Annotated in this window: 12 protein-coding genes and 2 pseudogenes; 6 read left to right on the top strand and 8 right to left on the bottom strand. The window is 60.0% G+C overall.

Going from position 1 to position 15,947, the window contains the following annotated elements; genetic code table 11:
- Positions 1–43: 43 nt before the first annotated feature.
- Positions 44–214, top strand: a complete 171-nt coding sequence (locus Q9R31_RS05375; protein WP_311261720.1) for a hypothetical protein — start codon at positions 44–46, stop codon at positions 212–214.
- Between the two features lie 473 nt (positions 215–687).
- Here the strand turns inward: Q9R31_RS05375 and Q9R31_RS05370 are convergent, their stop codons facing one another.
- Complete coding sequence (locus Q9R31_RS05370; RefSeq protein WP_311261719.1) at positions 688–1,029, bottom strand: Fic family protein; 342 nt, start codon at positions 1,027–1,029, stop codon at positions 688–690.
- A gap of 282 nt (positions 1,030–1,311) precedes the next feature.
- Between Q9R31_RS05370 and Q9R31_RS05365 the strand changes: the two genes are divergently transcribed.
- From Q9R31_RS05365 to Q9R31_RS05355, 3 genes are all read left to right on the top strand, one after another.
- Positions 1,312–2,139 (top strand): hypothetical protein, encoded by an 828-nt coding sequence (locus tag Q9R31_RS05365; protein ID WP_397428218.1) that lies wholly within the window; start codon positions 1,312–1,314, stop codon positions 2,137–2,139.
- Between the two features lie 391 nt (positions 2,140–2,530).
- The gene (locus tag Q9R31_RS05360) at positions 2,531–3,004 is read left to right on the top strand and encodes a hypothetical protein (RefSeq protein WP_311261718.1); all 474 of its coding nucleotides are present in this window, start codon (positions 2,531–2,533) and stop codon (positions 3,002–3,004) included.
- A 356-nt stretch (positions 3,005–3,360) separates the two neighbouring features.
- Positions 3,361–3,807: a hypothetical protein gene (locus tag Q9R31_RS05355; protein ID WP_311261717.1), complete on the top strand. Its 447-nt coding sequence runs from the start codon at positions 3,361–3,363 to the stop codon at positions 3,805–3,807.
- 473 nt (positions 3,808–4,280) lie between these two features.
- Here Q9R31_RS05355 and Q9R31_RS05350 read toward each other — a convergent pair.
- Together Q9R31_RS05350 and Q9R31_RS05345 are read right to left on the bottom strand one after the other, a co-directional pair.
- Positions 4,281–4,870, bottom strand: a pseudogene (locus Q9R31_RS05350) (recombinase family protein).
- Positions 4,871–5,087: 217 nt separating this feature from the next.
- Positions 5,088–5,426: a hypothetical protein gene (locus Q9R31_RS05345; protein WP_311261716.1), complete on the bottom strand. Its 339-nt coding sequence runs from the start codon at positions 5,424–5,426 to the stop codon at positions 5,088–5,090.
- Between the two features lie 234 nt (positions 5,427–5,660).
- On the opposite strand from Q9R31_RS05345, the gene Q9R31_RS05340 reads away from it, so the two are divergent.
- Positions 5,661–6,512 (top strand): methyltransferase domain-containing protein, encoded by an 852-nt coding sequence (locus Q9R31_RS05340; protein WP_311261715.1) that lies wholly within the window; start codon positions 5,661–5,663, stop codon positions 6,510–6,512.
- Positions 6,513–6,650: 138 nt separating this feature from the next.
- Here the strand turns inward: Q9R31_RS05340 and Q9R31_RS05335 are convergent, their stop codons facing one another.
- Positions 6,651–7,097 carry a hypothetical protein gene (locus Q9R31_RS05335; protein ID WP_311261714.1) on the bottom strand — a complete coding sequence of 149 codons (447 nt, stop codon included), beginning with the start codon at positions 7,095–7,097 and terminating at the stop codon, positions 6,651–6,653.
- 1,589 nt (positions 7,098–8,686) lie between these two features.
- Positions 8,687–8,869, bottom strand: a complete 183-nt coding sequence (locus Q9R31_RS05330; RefSeq protein WP_311261713.1) for a hypothetical protein — start codon at positions 8,867–8,869, stop codon at positions 8,687–8,689.
- Between the two features lie 320 nt (positions 8,870–9,189).
- Here Q9R31_RS05330 and Q9R31_RS05325 point away from each other — a divergent pair.
- A pseudogene (locus tag Q9R31_RS05325) lies at positions 9,190–9,609 on the top strand (DUF4913 domain-containing protein).
- A gap of 133 nt (positions 9,610–9,742) precedes the next feature.
- Here the strand turns inward: Q9R31_RS05325 and Q9R31_RS05320 are convergent.
- From Q9R31_RS05320 to Q9R31_RS05310, 3 genes are all read right to left on the bottom strand, one after another.
- On the bottom strand, positions 9,743–13,003 hold the full coding sequence (locus Q9R31_RS05320; protein WP_311261712.1) for a CHAT domain-containing tetratricopeptide repeat protein: 3,261 nt from the start codon (positions 13,001–13,003) through the stop codon (positions 9,743–9,745).
- Positions 13,004–13,006: 3 nt separating this feature from the next.
- Positions 13,007–13,993 (bottom strand): hypothetical protein, encoded by a 987-nt coding sequence (locus Q9R31_RS05315; protein WP_311261711.1) that lies wholly within the window; start codon positions 13,991–13,993, stop codon positions 13,007–13,009.
- Positions 13,994–14,606: 613 nt separating this feature from the next.
- Positions 14,607–15,884: a hypothetical protein gene (locus Q9R31_RS05310; protein WP_311261710.1), complete on the bottom strand. Its 1,278-nt coding sequence runs from the start codon at positions 15,882–15,884 to the stop codon at positions 14,607–14,609.
- Between the last annotated feature and the right edge of the window lie 63 nt (positions 15,885–15,947).

The raw sequence follows: 15,947 nt of genomic DNA, 5'->3' as shown, positions 1-15,947 counted from the left end.
CAGTTCGCGTAGCCTAGGGTCCAACGACTATTTGGGGGTAGCAATGTTTAGTCTCAGTCCGGCCTTTGGCATCCTCGGGATCCTGTACGCAGTCTTCACGGTCGTGGTGGCCGGCCTCGCGGTGTACGCCCTGGTGCTGGCCGTCATCTTCCTCCGGTTGCGGATCGCCGAGCTCAAGCGGGCTGCACCACCCAAGGGCGGCTTCCTGCGGTGAGAGCAAGAACCAGCTGCCCTTCAAGAAGAATTTCGGACCAAAATCGGCGACGTCATGTTGTGCCCGCAACCCCGGGCCATGAATAGGTGTTGGACAACCACGCCCAACCAGACAGCACCGAAACGAGGACCCACGAAACCCCAAAAAACGCAGGCGGAAGGCCATCAGCCAGGGTCCTGACCCCGCCACCCCACACACCTGAATAGGCCACCGCGGCGGCCAGCCCACAGCCCGCGAACCAGCCGTCAGAACGACGCGACCACAAGCTTTGTCAACACATCAAAGCAAAATCGCCTCTGACGAGGGAATATGTCGTGCCCGAGGTGGGACTCGAACTGTCCTCTAGGCCTTGAAAACACTGGGAACCCGCGGAAACATGCGGAATCCTGGCGGGTTCGAAGGCTGTTTGGCCCAGTCCGAAACGAATGGTGTGGACATTGTCCACACCCGCTTTCGGGGGGGGCGCTGGAGGACTACCGGGGCACCAGATGCCTGGAAATCTCGGTGGCAGAGTCCAGCAAGTCGATAGTGCCCGCGGCGACTCCGACGACGAGGTCGAAGCCTTCATCCGTGGTGAAGCCATGCCGGTAACCGTTGATCCACAGCAGCAGCACCATGAGCGTCCACGCCGTCCGTTTGTTGCCAACAATGACTGGATGGAACCGGGCGACCGACTCCAACAAGGCTGCCGCCTTCACCGCCAGTTCCGGATAGGCTTCCTCGCCCATGACAGTCGTAGCCGGCCTGGCCAATGCTGAGGCCAACAACCCGACATCACGGATATGGAGGCCGTTTTTCAGAAGTCGCCTGCACAAAACCAGCAGGAACTACTTCTTTGGTGCCTCGGTCGCGCCTGTTGCCGGGACCCATCGGTTAAGGGTGGGCACGGAGACTCCAAGGGTGTCGGTGACCTCCCGGGGAGTTGTTCCCTGGTTTAGGAGCTTTCGGGCTGAACGGATCTTGGCATCCGTCATGATGCGTTTGCGTCCGCCGACCCGTCCTTGTTCGCGTGCGGCCTGCAGTCCGTGCCTAGCCCTTGTGGCCATTGACGGCTGGGCGTAACGTGCCCAGCACAAAGTTCGCCCTTGGAGGCCTCCATGTCCGTGCTGCTACGTCGCGCTATAGCCTCGGCATCGATCGTGTCAGTCGGACTACTCGGGCCCGTCGGCCTAGCGGCGTGCACCTACGAGGAGCCCTCCCCCGCACTAACTATGGAGGCGCCGTCCCCCGCACCAAGTACGGAGGCTCGCTCGGTCCCACCGCTGCCGGGCTCGGTCGCACCGCTGCCGTGCAGCGGCGACGTCGGCCCCGGCTGCGACTTCGACGCCGGCACGTACCTCGTCACCAGCTTCACGGAGCCGTTCGAGATCACCGTCCCGGACGGCTGGTCTGGCGGCGGCAGGGGCGTGGGCAAGTACGACCTGGATCACCTGGATGAAGGGGCGGTCTTCGTGGGTTGGTGGCCCGCCGACTACGTGCCGACGGACGCATGCGCGTGGCAGGACGCGCTCGTTAAGCTTGATCCGTCGGCTGAGGCCTTCGTCGAGGCGATGACGGCGCAGACCTCAACGGCCAGCACCCCTCCCGTCAAGGTCGTGGTGGGCGATTACTCCGGCTTCGAGTTTGACCACTCCGTCGAGGGCGACGTGGACATCACAGCCTGCGACCGCGACAGGTTCTGCATCCACTCAGAATCCTCATACGAATGCTCACGCTGGTACTCGACTCACAATGAACGCGAAACCTACCGGGTGGTCGACCTGAACGACCAGCGCGCTGTGATCTGGGTGGCCCAATACCACCCACTCATCAGTCCGGAGCTGACGAGAGAGGCTTGGGTGGCCTTCCACCCACCCATCAATCCGGAGCTGACGAGAGAAGCACGCGCCGTCTTCGACTCGATCGTGTTCAAGTCCGACAAGTGACCGGCTGATGCGAAAGGCGATCCCGCCCGCGGGCGCCGACCCCTTCTCTGAACCCACCTGGGGTGTCTCATAGCCTCAGTGTCACGAAACGCATGCGATACAAGACGACTCAAGGCCAGGCTGAGCCATGTTTGAGCGTATAGACCCGCTCCGCGAGACGGGTGTACTTTGAGCTGTGGAAGGCTTCAGGCACTCTTCGGACGCCGACCGTGAGTTTTATGAGCTCCGCAGGCGGGCATACGGTCCGGATCCAGACATAAGTGTCGACCCTCCGGGCCTAGCGAGGTTGCGCGAACTTGAGGCGGCGGACCGCGCTGACGTCAATTCTCTGCCGGTTGCCCCGGCGAGCGAGAGTGCGCCAGATTCGGAGGCCCCCGCGGACGCTGCCTCGATGGAACATCCGCTGCCAAGGTGGAGTCGCTTGTACTGGGCCGGTGCCGCACTGGTCCTCGCGGGAGGGATCGTTACGACGACCCTGCTGTTAACCGCGCCGCGTCCTGATGCCACTCTTCATCCGAGCGGGGCCGCGGTCGATAACCGGCTCCCCGAACTGCTGCTTAGGGGAGCACCCCTGTTGAAGATCGAGGCTTCAACCCTCCGCGGATACGGGTCGTATCTCGGTCTCGAGATCTATTCCGGGGTGAACGCGTTCGACTCGCCGTGTCTCGTGGCACTGCACAGGGCGAGCGGTAATCTCTCAGACGTTCGCTGTGCTCCGGCTCCAGCAGATCTCATGATGGACGTCGCCTCATCCCGGGATGGGTTTGAAGGATTCGAAGGACGCGCCGGCGACGGCATCATCCGATTCGTACTTCGTGACGACACGGTGGATGCTTACGTCTACCTCATCCCGGAGGCGCGCTGATGGACCCATCCTCACCCCGGTCCGACGCTCAGCGGGAGCTGGACGAGCTCCGCAGGAGGGCATACGGTCCGCATCCGGATATCCAGTCCGACCCCGCAGCACAGTTAAGACTGGCGGAACTGGAGGCGGCACGCAGCGCGAGTCCCCGCGCCCCCACCGACACCGACGTCAGAACACCCGCTGCAGCCCCGGATTCCGGTTCAGTTGCTCACCCCACCAGGACCAGGTTCATTGACGAAGTGCCGGACCCGGCAAACAGTATTGCGCCCGTGGCGGAGTCCAGGATTGGATCGATGTGGTCGACTTGGCGTCATTTCACGGCGACACGAGTACGCCGTTACTCATTTATAGCCGGCGTGCTGGCAGTCTTGCTTGCCGCTGTGTTCACCGTGGCATCGATCCTCAGGCCGCATCCCGATGCCACATTGCATCCGATCGCAGACGAGGCTGACAGCGACGTTCTCACAATGCTGGAATTCCTCTCAACGCTGGAATTCCCTTGGGGGGAAGCTGCCGGCCAATCCAGCTTCCGCGGCTATCAACAGTATCGGGGATTCGAACCCTGGTTCTTCGTGGACGGACGGGGCTACCGGTGCTTCATGCTCATCGATCGTTCCGGTCCTTTTGTAGACGGCGCCAATTGCGTGCCGCCCGGGGTCGATCTTTTTGCAGACGTCGGCGGGCAAACCCATTCGGGTGATGATGCCGTAATGGGCCTCCCAAAGGGGAGCGTCGTCCGGTTCCACTACCGCGGCGACTCCGTAGACGTCTTCCTCTACCCCGCATCGTCGGAGGCAGAATGAGGCGGGCCCGGAGAGACGGGCCGCCAGCGCAAACGCCCTGAACAGAAGAGCGCCAAAAATCTCCGAAGATCAGACCGGTCATCGCACCGTTTCCCGCGACTGGTGTGACCGACCGCGCGGTTCCGAAGGTTCCGGATTCCCACTAGACCGCCCGAAATATTGCCTGGTGATGGTGCCACAAACGGTGCGGCAGCTTGTATGCAAAACGGTCGATATCTTTAGTCCCTCCCATTCGGTCCGTATATTTGCGGGGTGCCTGCGATGAGGAAAGTTTCCAGGACGCATCTCCGACGGCCGGGTCCCCGAAGGATAGGAATGGGAAATCGTGACGCACTCGAGATGTTTCCGGTGCGCTGCCTGGTTGCTGATGATTGGGCGCAGCCTTGGTGTCGTTTTTGGAAGTCGTTTGTGCTGCAACTGCGGTCTTTGCGCGCGGTAGTCGGTACCCTAGGGTCCGTCCTGTCCGCCAGCGCTCAGGTGTCGTTCCTGGTAGTTGGCGCCAGCGTCCGTCGTTGGAGCTCGCGGTAGACCGTCGTCCGAGACACCCGGAACAGCTCCGCCAGTTCAGCCTGCGTGTGCTCGCCGGCATCGTGCAGAGTCAGAAGATGCTTCCGTTGGGTCTTGGATAATTTAGGCTGCCTGCGTTTCAGGCGCCCCTTCGCTTTGGCGACCGCCATTCCCTCACGGGTTCGCATGCGGATCAGGTCCGCCTCGAACTCGGCCACCATTCCTAGGACGTTGAACAGCAGCCGGCCGACCGGATCAGTCGGGTCGTAGGTGCTGCCGCCAAGACTAAGTACTACCCCCTTGGCCGTCAGTTCGTCGGCGATGTCCCTGGCGTCGGAAAGGGAGCGCGCCAACCGGTCGAGCTTGCTCACCACGAGAGTGTCGCCGCCTCGGCAGGCCGCCATTGCTTCACGGAGCCCGGGGCACACCCGATTCGCTCCCGTAAGTCCGTGATCGACGAAGATCTGGGGCGCCTCTACACCGAGAGCAAGGAGAGCGTTGCGTTGGGCGGTGAGGTCCTGGTCGTTCGTCGAGATCGGGCATAGCCGATCTTCATTCCTGTCATGAGGACATAGTTACAGTAATCCCCTCATCACCGTGCATCTGACCGTGCGGGTCTTACGTACATGGCGCTGGTCAGTAATCTTGCGGGCAGTACTAGCGGGTTCTTGTAGTACGAAAATCGACCGGCTTACGAACGCTGGTGGCTCGCTGTGATCGCTGAGCGGCGATGTTGGCCTCCGCGAGACGACAGGGCGAGGTAGATAAGGTTCCTATTTGTATCGCCTTGAACCTTTCGGCCGCCGTCGCCACCAGGCTCGTTGACGCAACTCGGCCTGCGCGCGGGCAAGCAGGAGTTGAGTCTCGCGAAGAAGTTCTAGCGACGTCTCTTTAATTTCTCGCGACGCATCCGTCGCCGCCTCTGCCTTCTCTGCCGCACGGCGGGGCAGGAGAAATTCCATAAGAAGCGTTGCTGCGGTGCCGAGCAAGACGCCTGACAGCACCAGTAGGAATTGCGCCATGGATCGCATCTCGGGAACGGTCCAGCGGACAACGAAGCCGTAAGCGATTGCGGGGAGGCGAGCTATCCACTGATCCAGGTTGTCAGCCACCCACGGACCCTTGGGACGAAGGGAGAATTGCACGACCGCGACCCTTCCGATGTCGTCTAGGAGGACAGAGATCGTTTGCTGGTCAGGGGGTCTGCGATGCCTTTCTGCGTCGAGTGGAGACCTCGCGAGGGCACAGGCCAGACCCTCCCTCCTGCCGGAGGAGGGCAGGTGACGGGGTGGTGGGAGCAAGCGCATACTTGACGGCTCCCCGAAATCCGCGCAAAATTTGCGCCCATGGGCGACTCGCACGAGGAAATGCTTCGTCACTACGAGCCGGGCGGACTTCTGCCGCGAATCGTGGCGGGGTTGCAAGCTCTCGGCAAGGACCTGGACTCGGTCACGCACGAAGATCTCGCGCCGGCCGACGAGTTTCACTCCGCGGGACGTTCGGCTACGCGCGCATTGGTGGAGCTTGCAAAGATTCCGCCAGGATCGCGAGTGCTCGACGTGGGCAGCGGGTTGGGCGGCCCGGCGCGTTACCTCGCCGCAACTTTGGGTTGCGACGTGACAGGCATCGATCTCTCGCCTGAATTCTGCGGGGTGGCCAACGCCCTTTCTCGGATGACGCGGTTGTCCGATCGCACCCGCTTTCAGGCGGGTGATGCCCTGGAGCTTCCGTTCGCCGCGTCCAGCTTCGACGTGGTGTGGACGATACAAATGCAGATGAACATCCGGGACAAGCGCCGCCTGTATTCCGGAATCGCCCGGGTACTCAGGCCGGGCGGGCTGTTCGTCTGCCAGGAAATTTGCGCGGGGAACGGCGAGCCGATCGAGCTTCCGGTCCCATGGGCGAGCCGCCCCAACCAGAGCCATCTGGCCGATGCGGAATCCCTCCGCGGGTTGATCCGCGGTGCAGGTCTCCTGGAGCGCACCTGGCGCGACATTACCGCCGACATCGTGGCGGCGCGCAAGGCACAGCAGGCGAAGGCGCAAGCGTCGGGTGCGAGCGGCTCCAGCGCCCCTCCTCCGCTTGGAATGCATCTCGTGCTGGGAGAACAGGCAGCCGTCAAGACGAGTAACTCCGGGCGCAACACCGACGCCGGGCGCACGGTGTTCATCCAGGGCGTATTCGACAAGCCTGTCTAGTGGTCCGATCCGCTGATCCCGCTGGAAACTCTGTCGAAAGCACGGGCGCGGCGAATCTCCATTGATCGTCCGGTCAAAGGGCGCATTCGGTCGCGACGACCGAAATTCGCCCGCTGAGGGATCGGTGGATTCTGGCGGTCATCGCAACAGGATGTCTCCGATGACTTCGATCGGTGGGACGCCTGGAATTACCGTGATTCGTCGGCTCGCGCAGCTGAGTCCGGCACCATCGTGGGCTATCGCGTTCACGCCTCCGATGGCGACATCGGCAAGGTCGACGAGGCCAGCAACGCGGTCGATGAAAGCAGCATCGTGGTCGACACCGGCCCATGGATCTTCGGCCGGAATGTAATTCTTCCGGCGGGCACGATTCAGCGTGTCGACGACGCGGACGAGAAGGTCTAGGTCGATCTCACGAAGGCCCAGATCAAGGATTCGCCAGAACTCGATGATGCCACCGCTGACGATCCCGCCTATCGAGACCGGCTCGGGACCTATTACGGCGAGTTCTACCGTTCGCCCGCGGGTGCCCGGCGCCTGCCGGGCACCCGGCGCCGCTGCCCGCTTCGCCACCCATCCACCCATCCATCCATCCATCCATCCACGGGATCAGCACACTCAAACTCAGAGGAGTCCGCACTGGACGTCCTCGCGTCGGCCTGCCATGTAGAAGCCGACTGCGATCGGTGAAGGAACCTTCTACGGGACGGTTGCCAACGATCTCGTGACCAGTGCCCGGATAGGGATCCCCTTACGGGCACCCGAAGCTGGCGTAGCCCGTCGCAACGTGTCTCGAAAACTCCGTGCCTCGAATCCCTAGCCTTTCAAGACAGTCGACCGGCGCATGCCGTGCGTGTGTGCCTCGAGTGGTGCTTGCTACAGCATCTAAAGGATCGGCCTAGCGATCGAGGGTGGCATTTAGCGCTGCGAAAAGACGGCCATTTATTGCTGCGACGCACAGCGCAAAAAGCGCCGAAGACAGCAGATGTAAATGTTGACACTGTCAACACCATCTTTGACAGGACAACGGCCGGGATGGGACTCCCAGGCGCCCCCGCGATCGCATCGAAGAATTGCCTGCACAGAAAATCGGCGCGGTCATGTCGTCTTCGATCTCCCGGCACATGAATAGGTGTAGGCCAGCCCGGGCCTACCCGACAGAACCGGAAGGAGGAACAGCATAACCTCATGTCAGCAGGCGGAGCGCCCACCAGCCAGGACACTGAACCCGCCACCCCACACACCTGAACAGGTCCCGCGGGGGCCAGGCCACAGCCCGCGAACCAACCCGTCAGAGCGACGAAAATCAAGCTTTGTACACACGTCAAAGCAAAATCGCCCCTGACGAGGGGATATGCTGTGCCCGAGGTGGGACTCGAACTGCCTTCCAGCCCTTGCAAACACTGGGAAACCGCTAAAACATGCGGAATCCGGAGCATTCCGGAGCCAGTACCACCCGATAGAAACCAAAAAGTGTGGACAATGTACGCGTGCAATTTTGACCTCGTCACAGACTCGACACCCCCAACCGCACCCTGCAGGGAACGGATCCGGTTCCTTTGCGTCCTAAAAGATCCACTGCTGCTATTCGGCCTTAGGCTCCCTAGTCATGCCGCTCAGTTCTTGATCACCGGTGGACAAGCAGAAGTACGAACTCCCTGTCATTCTGATAGTCCCATGATCGCTGGGCGGGTCCTCCGCGCCACCAAGGCGCTGCCGCGCCGGCCCAGGAACCGAAAACTTTCCAAAATAAGGCACATGCGCTCCGCAAGGAAGTCTTCAGCCCCGCGCCGGTCCCCCAAATTGCACTCCGGCCCCTAAACCCCGCGTGGCCTCTGGCCAGTAAGCCCGCGGCCTGCCGTCCAATGCACGCCACCAGACGTCCTCAGCGTCAGCGGACACGGGTGTTGGAGTCGCATGCTTTACCGGTCGGGCAACGTGTTGTCCTTATGGTCGCGCCAGTTTCCGTACAGTCCATCGTTCAGATCTGCAGAGGGCTAACGCCAATGGCGGCCGCTGGTCGGCAGGGGCGGGAGCCGATCCGGGTCCTGGGCAGGCGTGAAGGCGCCAGGGCGCGGGTTTGCCGAACCGTTTGGCGTCTTCCTGTGCACTGAAGTCGGCATAGTAGGTTGTTGCTGCCGTGGGAGCTGCACAGGAGTTGGCCGCTGTTGAAGCTATTTTCTCTGCCGCTTGATGTACTCGAGGTCACTGCCGACATCTTTGAAACCCGCTGTGCCTTTGTGAATCTGGGAAAGGTCCAGCAGCTCGGCCTCCAGCCAGTACATCCTCAGCAACGTCTCTTCTCCGGGGTATCCCGCACCTTCTGCCATGATGAGCGCGTGGCCGGCTTCAAGCATCAGCTGGAGTCTGACCGCTTCGCGGCCGGCCGGGGTAACGGCCCTGCCGTAGACATCCGCCAGGGAGCTCCATGCCTGGAGCCGCGCATCGAGAGCGCCAGAATGTTCATGACCAGCGCGTTCGGCATCGTCGTGGAGTGCTGGCCGCTAAGCCGCAGGATGGCGTCGACCCTTGCGGCTGTAATGCCAAAGGCCTTTAGCCAAGCGAGGGTCCACTCGTAGTCGTTCAGATCGATTGAAACGACACGCTCTCCGGCTAATGTAGCGCCCAAAGGCATACGGCCCTCCGTCCTCGTGGCTGATCCACCCCATCGAAACACATGACAGGATCGAGTCATCCAAAACTGGAGGCCATGACACCTCCAGGCCGATCTTCTAACGCGAAGGACCCCGGCCCTGCCCTCGCCTCAACAAAGGTCTGGTCAGCTTCGTCCAGAAGCACCTTTTCCCCGTCATACCGGCGTAGCCTTAGCGGAACCGACCGGACATGGTGCCCATCCTGGTGGAAACACGAAGAAGCTATTAGCTGACTCGAAGCATTATGGCGGTCCTGGGAATTCCTCCGCCTCGACGGCTCAACCGGGATGAGCGTCTGGTGGCGCGACCATGCAGACCACCACATGGGAGTCCTGCTCTCCGCCGACGGCCCTTTCAAAGGCTGCAAACCTGTTACTGGGGGACACGCAGGAAACAAGCTCAAAGCTCTTCCGTGTGATCCTCCCCCCGAAGGGCTCTTCTGAAGTGCCGCAGAGCTATACAGCCGCCAGGATGCTTTGTAACAACCTAACGAACACTCCCGGCGAAGGTTTGCCTCGGGAGTTCACCCATGCATCCTTACTTTTCGTCTTACTCCACTTAGATGGCAGCACGTGATCATGGGCCAGTATGTGTGTACGGAGCCCAACGGCTGGGCCGAAGACGGTAGAGCGCACGAAGATCCTGCGTTGCAGCATGCAAAGCGGCGGCTGCTTCGGTATTTTTCTGACTGGAGTAGGAGCTGTAGAACCTGGCGGTGAGCCATGCAGTGTCATTGTCATTAATGGGCCACAGGGCTGCAATGACGTGACGATATCCCGCCAACTGAGAAGCGGCTGATAGGTGGATCGGCTCATCAGGCATGTCGACGCTCGGGCGGGCCGTCGTGCAGGCGGACAAAAACGCAAGCTCGGCGGCATGGAGGTGGGCTGCCATGAGATCCAGCACCGTGAGTGGTTGGGCCCGGTAGTCGTCGAGCAGCAAGCGACTTGCAGAGGGGTTTGCCAAATTGTTTTCGCCGTGACAGGCGAAGTGCACCAAGGAGTAATCAGGCAGGACCGCGAGCACTGCATCCCTCGTGGCGGCACCCGTGCCTGGAAGGCCGAGCACTGTCACCTTGTCGGCGTATATGGTTCTCAAGGTTTCAACCTCATGGATAACGCTAGGCAGATCTGTCTGATTAGGGGTCCGCGGCATCGCTACGACAAGCATCCGTCGCTGTTCACTAGAGGTGGTTCTTCGACGAACCGCTTGCAGCACTCCCACAGTTGGAATAGTGGAGGAAATTGCACGGTCGATTACGGCGTCGGACGTAACGTTGGCGGCCGAGTGATGACCAGCTGCATGCAGAGGAAGGAGCGCTAGTGCACCTGAGGGGCACCACCACACGCGCGGCAATGAACGACCTTCGCCGGCAACAGCCGTGTATCCCAGGTGGTCAAGAACCGGTCCAGTGATGCGATCTCCTAACCACGCTAGGACCTCAGCGAGAATTGTTTCCGCCGTGACCCTGTTTGATTTCAGGGGGTGGGTCGACAGGGTGAGGGCATCCAAAAAAGTTGTCAGCTGGTTGCCCACCGCCAGCGGGTTGACGCCAGACAGGGGAACGACGTCAACCCCGCCACTAGTAAGTATGAGTGCGTCGGACCGCACATCATTGATGTTGAGCAGCACTATGGGGCCCTCATTGGCGGCCAAAATCAGGCTTTCCGACGAGGAAGGTTTTAAAAAGAACTCGAAGTCAGGTTTAGTTCGGATTTCGTCTACAACTCGCATGAGCTCGGCGACCGCATCCCTTCGTAAAACTGTTTCGTCCTTGTTTGTGGTGACGTCTGAGTCTGCTGTTAGGACCTGGTCGGACGGTCCTTGATCACCTTCGAGGGCATTACTGAGTTGAAGGAAATGCTTGGCCAAATCAGGGTGAGCTTCATGTAATTCTGCTAGAGAAGAACGCCTATCAAGGGTCTGAGTGAACAACACTGCCCGTCCATACTCGAACATTTCTACTGCCCGATCCGGCTGGCCCGCCATTAAACACGCCGCGGCTGCCTCTGTTCCCAAATTACGCATAAGTCCAAGTCGAAACTCTTGATCTGCTCGTCCCAATTCCCTTGAGGACACCCGTCCAGCTAAGTCAATGGCAGTGCCGTAGATCCTCACTGCATCTGCCCAACTTTGAGCCACCACGGCCAGCGCACCCCATTGTCTGGCTGCCCTAAGACGTTGGTAAGGCGGGGCCGATATGTCCTCCGTAGCTTGCCGGAATACATTGGCCGCTGCCTCTAAATCCTCGCGCTGGCCGGAATGCTCGCATTGAGACCGAAGGGCCTCCCCGAAGAGGATCAGCAAGGCGGAACGGTGGATATGGCCTGGTGGGCACGCCGAAACTGCTAGACGTCCTACCTCAAGCGATTCGCCCAAGTCCTCCATTCGACCGGAAGACTGGAACCGGTGATGAAGAAAACTTCCAAGATTGGACAGATACAAGAATTTGGGCAGTGCAAGGTCCCCTTCGGGAATCTGCTCAATTACTTGGCGCATCAAGTAGATGGCTTCGTCAAGGTCCTTAAGTTGACCTGTTCGGTCGAACCGATCAGCGAGGTGAGATGCGAGTGCTGCCAGCGCGCGACACCAACTGGGGGTTCCTTGTTGGGGGTCAAGGACAGCTTGGCGGGCGATGTCGATTGCTTCGTCCAGTTTTTCGATTTGACCAGTGCGGCCATACCAATCCGCCAACGCATTCCCTAGGTTGGTCAACGAAGACGTTCGACTGAAATGTCCCTCCGGAGAGGCATCAACAGCGCGTCGCAGGATAATAATCGACTCGTTAAGATCTTCCCGTCGGCCGACTCGGTCAAACCGGACCCGCAGGGTAGCTCCCAAGTTGGACAGGAACACTGACCGAGCAGGGTGACTGTCAGGGATTGCATCAACCAGCTCGCGCCAGACATTAATCGCCTCGGTCAAATCCGTGAACTCCCCAGTGCTCAAGAACCGCGTCCGCGATGCGCCTGCGAGGTTGTTCATGTACCTTGGGCCGTCAGGATGATCCGCCGAGACTACATCAACTAGTCGGCGGAAATATTCAATTGCCGCGTCCAAATCCCCCAATTGTCCTCCGCGCTCGAACCGTTCTTGTAAAGCTACTGCGAGGTCGTTCAAGTACCTTAACCGGACTGGAAGGCTCTCCGGTGTCGTGTCAACCAGCTGACGGAAAACGAAGATAGCTTCGTCTATGTCCCTCCCACTACCGGAACGGCTGGAACGCAACTTGAGGGCGCTGGCAAGGTTGGACAAACGGTTCAGCCGGTCGGGGCTGTCATGTGCCGTCCCGAAAAGAAGCTTACGGTGGATCTCGATGGATTCATCTAAGTCGTTGCCCGAGCCGGTGCGCTCGGACCGCATAAAGAGGGCCAGCCCGAGATTGGACAGGCATCGAGGGTAATAGGCGTCATCCTCCGGTGAGCAACCAACCGCCTGGCGAAGCAGCGTCACCGTCTCGTCTAGATCGGCACTCGAGTCGGTCCGCTCAAATCGGAGCTTCAGGCCGAGCCCTAGAGTAAGCAGATAGATGTGGCGGAGTGGGTGCCGCTGAGGGGTGGATTCAACCACCACACGAGCAAGGTCTAACCCCTTGTCCAAATCCTCAAGATTGCCAACGTACTGAAAACGGGCAAGCAGAGCGGCACCGAGGTTGCTTAGTCCCGCGTACCGGTCAGGACTACCGGGGGCAAGTGCGTCAACGGCGGACTTTAAGAAATTCACGGCCGAATCGAAGCTTTCCCGTGCCCCGCTAGCATATGCCCTTTGTAAGGCCTCTCTGCCGAGTTCGCTGAACTGTTCCGCGCTATCCCCGTCCAAGGGGTGATTGTTTGTCACCAGTTAGTCCTCTTCGGAAACGGTGTCATGTGTGAACTTAGGTTTGGGTTGATCGGAGCCGCGCGTTAGGTACTGGGTGAGGGCTCTACCGCTGCTGGGTTCGTCGGCGGGAGCAATAGGCAAGGGCCAACACAGGTATCTGTATACCTCCCACCTATACAGGTCGTAGGCTGATTCGACAAGTTCGGCGAACACTTCGGCCTTTGTCGGCGCCCACCAAAGAATTGCGGCCATCGACACGGAGAGGCCGACAGGAGTTGCCCACCAGGCCCATGGTGTAAACGCCAAGAATCCTGCTCCCCAAACGACCACAGACACGGACGCGTCAAGGGCGGCCCGGGAACCGGTGAGTTCAGACCGAACCAGGTCGGGTAGCACCAGCCATAGTCGAGGCCAGATGACGACTGCATCAAGCCCATAGCGATGATTGGGGCGGGTCTCGGCGGCTCGCAGAATATTTCCCAGCCGTGTGGGTAGCAGTTCACCATCGAGAACGGGCCGGTGACGCCGGCGTTGTTCCAGTTTGGCTAGCTCCGCCCGTATCTGGGCAGCAATTTCAGCTTGCTCCGCACGTTGCTCGGTGTCAAGGTTTGCCTGCTGGCCGTGAGCCCGGGACTCCCACTCCCGCATCAGCTTTAACCAAGCGTCATTGTCGGCCATCTTGAGCTCCAGAAACTTCCGGCGGCGGCGGGCGGCGACACTTGCTAACCATGCAGGCCAGTAGCCCTCTAATATCCGTAGGACTGGAGCGGTTAGTCGCCGCGTCACCAAGAACGAGACCGCTAATAAGGTCACGGCTGCCAGGCCTGTGGCAATGTGCACGATAGTGCTCTGCCCGTTAAGCCAAGCCGTCACCTCGCTAAGGCGGGACCTGCCGGACGATGCCCAAGCTAGGAACGCCCCGGCCCAAAACACAAGTGCAGGCGCGGCCATGATCTTCCACTGATCCGGGACCTTCCCAAGCGCCGCGTCCCAAAGGCCTGCAACCATGGTCGATGCTCCTAGTCCCGTTGAAGGATGCAGCGGTGTGTATCACATTTGGGTACTTCTTCGCCGACCTCAGTCCGGTACCAGACATAGTCATCGCCCTCGGGGCAAACGAACCTGTCAGCCCCCACTGGTGACGTGGCGCCAGGAAGAGGGTTGTAGTCTCCTCCCCTTTCAAGTTGACCCCTCACATCTGGTGGCCTATAGAAGGGAGCATCACGGAGTACTCTGTCCAAAAACACGCAAGTAGCATGATGAGCGGTCAGAAGCTGGCGCAACTGCTCCTCAGTCTTCTCATCCCCGGCTCCACTGATGAGAAACGCCGCCAGTTGCGCGTCCAATTTTGCTGCTAACGTATCCCCGACATACTCCTGGAGGTACGGCCGTACGCACCGGGCTGCCTCCCACACGCCTTCATCCATCAAGTCCTCCCTCCAGATGCACCTTAGGTTCCGATCCCGTTGATCCGGGTGCGTTACGGAGATCAAGAATCAGTAGGAGCCACGAGGCTTGGCCGGGGCTTCAACCTGCAGCCTCTTGCTGCTAACCCCACTTTTTGCTGGCTTTAGGCCACAAGCCAGATGTCCCGGCTTCAGGCTGCGCGCTCTCAAGGTGCTCAGGGTGGGCTGACCGGGTCTTCGCCGCCCACCACGGCTTGCGACATGACCAGCCATTGGGGTACCAACTTTCCGAAACAGTTGGCCTCGTCAGGTTTCCCCCAATAGCTGGAATGTGTTCTCCCGTTTATGAAGATTTGGTTGAGTTTGATCGTCTCATCGGTGTAGCGGATTGAAATTGGTTTCGTGGTTCCGATCGAGAGTGGTGCGACACCGTTTTTTTGATCCGCCCGGCCATCGTCTTGGTCCGTGATTCTCTCATTTTTGTCACTGCCGTCCCATAGGTTGGAGGCGAAGATGTCGGCTTCATTGAAGATGTTTGTCCACGCCAGGTTCTCTTTGCGTTCCAGTCTGCTCTTGTCGTAGGACGGTTCGAAGAGCCGCACGAGGTCGAGTGGGCAACCGATCGTGACCAGCGAAGAGACCCTCTCGACCGGCTTCGCCGATAAGAGGGCGTTGACGCGCGGATAAAGGGCTTCGAACAGGACTAGGCTGCCGAAGCTGTACCCCAAGAGGTGCAGCGGACCGTTCCAACCGGTCTTCCTCAATTCGTCAATTGCGGAATCGAGACGGCCTGTAATCGTATCCGCGATTTGCTTGCCATTGTTGGTGAAGCGGATCAATCGATCAGCGGTATCGGCTAGGGCGAGGACCTTTTTGCGTAGTGCGACCCAAGTAACTGTTAGGCCCAGAGAGGCGATGCCAAAAGTAATGGGTGCCCCCTCCGGGCCCAAAATACCCACGTGCCAGGGTACGTGGCCCAGAAAATCCGCGAGCCAAGGAAGTTCCACGCTCAAAGCAACCAAAAGCGCATCCAAGGCCATCAGTGCCGTAAAGATCAAAGCAATGGCAGCGGCGAGGCCGAGTAACAGCTGCGCCTTCGTTTTAGCAGTCTTGGCTTTCTGGCGGCAGGCTACGACCCACTTCGCGACACCCTTACATGCGATGACCGCGGAGCGGATCATCCCGGGCGCGACGGTCGGAAGGGCGGCACTCTGGGGAACTTCCAGTGCCGAGGCATAATCGAACTGAAATAGCTGTAGCTTGGGGTTGTCCGATCCGTCGACGACCGTTTTGCCTAAACTCAGTCCACGCGGTGCTGTAAGGCGCATGGTGGTCTTTGTTCCAAAGCTGGAACCACCGTCTAATGTATCGGCAACCACCGCGACTACTTCGGCCAAGCGGTCCGCACTGTTGGCGTCAGCCACGCCCAAACCCGGGACAAAGATGAGAATAGGGACTTGGTTAGAATCTGCTGGCTGGTCCTGAGTGGTCATGGAGCCGCATCCTTGCCGCACGTTGAACCTCTCCGGCTTCAACAGAGAGTCAATATTCTGACA

It is taken from the genome of Pseudarthrobacter sp. BRE9, assembly GCF_031844305.1.
Lineage (GTDB): Bacteria > Actinomycetota > Actinomycetes > Actinomycetales > Micrococcaceae > Arthrobacter.
This window is presented reverse-complemented; position numbering and strand designations above follow the sequence as displayed.

Excerpts from the sequence above, each read along its gene's own strand:
- Q9R31_RS05375 (WP_311261720.1), top strand. The coding sequence starts at position 44 with ATGTTTAGTCTCAGTCCGGCCTTTGGCATCCTCGGGATCCTGTACGCA.
- Q9R31_RS05365 (WP_397428218.1), top strand. The coding sequence starts at position 1,312 with ATGTCCGTGCTGCTACGTCGCGCTATAGCCTCGGCATCGATCGTGTCA.
- Q9R31_RS05360 (WP_311261718.1), top strand. The coding sequence starts at position 2,531 with ATGGAACATCCGCTGCCAAGGTGGAGTCGCTTGTACTGGGCCGGTGCC.
- Q9R31_RS05340 (WP_311261715.1), top strand. The coding sequence starts at position 5,661 with ATGGGCGACTCGCACGAGGAAATGCTTCGTCACTACGAGCCGGGCGGA.
- Q9R31_RS05335 (WP_311261714.1), bottom strand. The coding sequence starts at position 7,097 with ATGGGTGGATGGGTGGCGAAGCGGGCAGCGGCGCCGGGTGCCCGGCAG.
- Q9R31_RS05330 (WP_311261713.1), bottom strand. The coding sequence starts at position 8,869 with ATGCTTGAAGCCGGCCACGCGCTCATCATGGCAGAAGGTGCGGGATAC.
- Q9R31_RS05315 (WP_311261711.1), bottom strand. The coding sequence starts at position 13,993 with ATGGTTGCAGGCCTTTGGGACGCGGCGCTTGGGAAGGTCCCGGATCAG.
- Q9R31_RS05310 (WP_311261710.1), bottom strand. The coding sequence starts at position 15,884 with ATGACCACTCAGGACCAGCCAGCAGATTCTAACCAAGTCCCTATTCTC.